The 1946-nt window shown below is 64.3% G+C and carries 1 protein-coding gene; it reads left to right on the top strand.

The window, feature by feature from the left end; all coding sequences use genetic code 11:
* Positions 1-136: 136 nt before the first annotated feature.
* The gene (locus tag F6X40_RS41330) at positions 137-1876 is read left to right on the top strand and encodes an IS1634 family transposase (RefSeq protein ID WP_187631871.1); all 1740 of its coding nucleotides are present in this window, start codon (positions 137-139) and stop codon (positions 1874-1876) included.
* The last annotated feature ends 70 nt before the right edge of the window (positions 1877-1946 follow it).

Here is a 1946-nt window from a genome sequence, read left to right as displayed (position 1 = left end):
TCATACTTCGGCCTCTCAAACAGCCGGAACCCCCGTCGGCACTGGGTTTCGGCTATTTTTTGGGGACTATCGTGTAGCCATGTAAATTAGTATTTTTATATTGCTTTTGCTGGATATTTTGCTTTAATTGGTGTTCATGTATATCGAACACGTCCCCAACCGTAACTCGCCGCCCGCGATCCTGCTGCGCGAGTCCTACCGCGACGGCAACAAGGTCAAAAAGCGTACCCTCGCGAACCTGTCGTCGCTGCCCGCCGAGGTGATCGAAGGCCTGAAGGTCCTGCTACGTGGTGGCGTGGCCGTGGCGTCGGTCGATGAAGCCTTCGTGATCGAACGCAGCCTGCCGCACGGGCATGTGGCGGCCGTGCTCGGCGCGGCCCGCGCCTGCGGCGCCGAGCAGTGGTTTGCACCTGCGCCCGCCGCGGTGCGCTCCGTGGTCATGGCGCTACTGGTGGCGCGGGTAGTGTCACCCGCCTCCAAGCTCGCCACGCATCGCATGTTGCGCGACGAGACCGCGACCCACTCGCTGTCGCGCCTGCTCGGCCTGGGGGAGCTCGACCTCGAGCAGGTCTATGCGGCCCTCGACTGGCTCGGAGAGGCTCAGGCGGGCATCGAGAAGCGGCTTGCCAGGCAGCATCTGGCCGGCAGTACGCTGGTACTCTACGACCTCACATCCACGTGGGTAACCGGACGCTGCTGCGAGCTCGCGGCCCACGGTTACAGCCGCGATGGCAAGCGCGACGATCCGCAGATCGTGTTCGGTCTGGTTTGTACTCCTGATGGTTGTCCGGTGGCAGTCGAAGTCTTCGCCGGCAACACCGCCGATCCCGCCACCGTGGCCGCCCAGGTGGAGAAGCTCAAGGACCGTTACGGGATCGACAAGCTCGCCTGGGTGGGCGACCGGGGCATGCTGACGCAGGCCCGCATCGACACGGTGTTGCGCCCGGCCGGCCTAGACTGGGTAAGCAGCCTGCGCGCGCCGCAGATGGCCGCGCTCGCCCAGGAGAAGGGACCCTTCCAGCCGTCGCTGTTCGACGAGCGCAACCTGCTCGAGGTGATCAGTGAGGCGTTCCCCGGCGAGCGGCTCATCGTGTGCCGCAATCCGCTGCTGGCCGACGAGCGCACCCGCAAGCGCGAGGCCTTGCTGCAGGCCACCGAACAGGAGCTGGGCAAGATCGCCGAAGCGACCACGCGCGTACGCAACCGGCTCAAGGGCACCGAGGCGATTGCCTTGCGCGTGGGCCGCGTCATCGATCACTTCAGAATGGCCAAACACTTCGAGCTGAGCATCACCGACTCGAGCTTTAGCTGGCAGCGCAAGACCGCGCAGATCCAGCAGGAGGCCGCGCTCGACGGCCTGTATGTGGTGCGCACGAGTTTGCCGGCCGCGGCGCTGTCAGCCGAGGCGGCCGTGACCGCCTACAAGGGCCTGGCGGTCGTGGAGCGGGCCTTCCGTTCGCTGAAGACGGTCGATCTGCACGTGCGGCCCGTGTTCCACTGGAATGCCCAGCGCGTGCGCGCGCATGTCTTTCTGTGCATGCTCGCGTACTACGTCGAGTGGCACATGCGCGAGAAGTTAAAGCCGATGCTGTTTGACGACGAATACGTCGAGCAGGCGCGTGCGTCCCGGCCTTCGCCGGTGGCCAAGGCACGACGTTCGGACCAGGCAAAAGCCAAGGACGCCTCCAGGCTCACCGAAGATGGCTTGCCGGTTCACAGCTTCCGCACGTTGCTCGACGACCTGGCCACGCTCACCTACAACGTCTGCCACACGCCACTCAATCCGGATGCCATGATCGTCATGACTACGCGGCCGACGCCCGTTCAGGAAAAGGCCTTCCGTCTTCTGAACGTCAACCCCGCCTGTACCCAGTAACCGCCCCGCCCAAGCGCGCATAACAGCGCGAAATCAACAGCTTATGTTAGTGGCCTGGTCAAAGTTCGGA

Origin of the sequence: Paraburkholderia sp. UCT31 (assembly GCF_014397655.1) — a bacterium.
GTDB lineage: Bacteria > Pseudomonadota > Gammaproteobacteria > Burkholderiales > Burkholderiaceae > Paraburkholderia > Paraburkholderia tuberum.
This window is presented reverse-complemented; position numbering and strand designations above follow the sequence as displayed.

Excerpts from the sequence above, each read along its gene's own strand:
- F6X40_RS41330 (WP_187631871.1), top strand. The coding sequence starts at position 137 with ATGTATATCGAACACGTCCCCAACCGTAACTCGCCGCCCGCGATCCTG.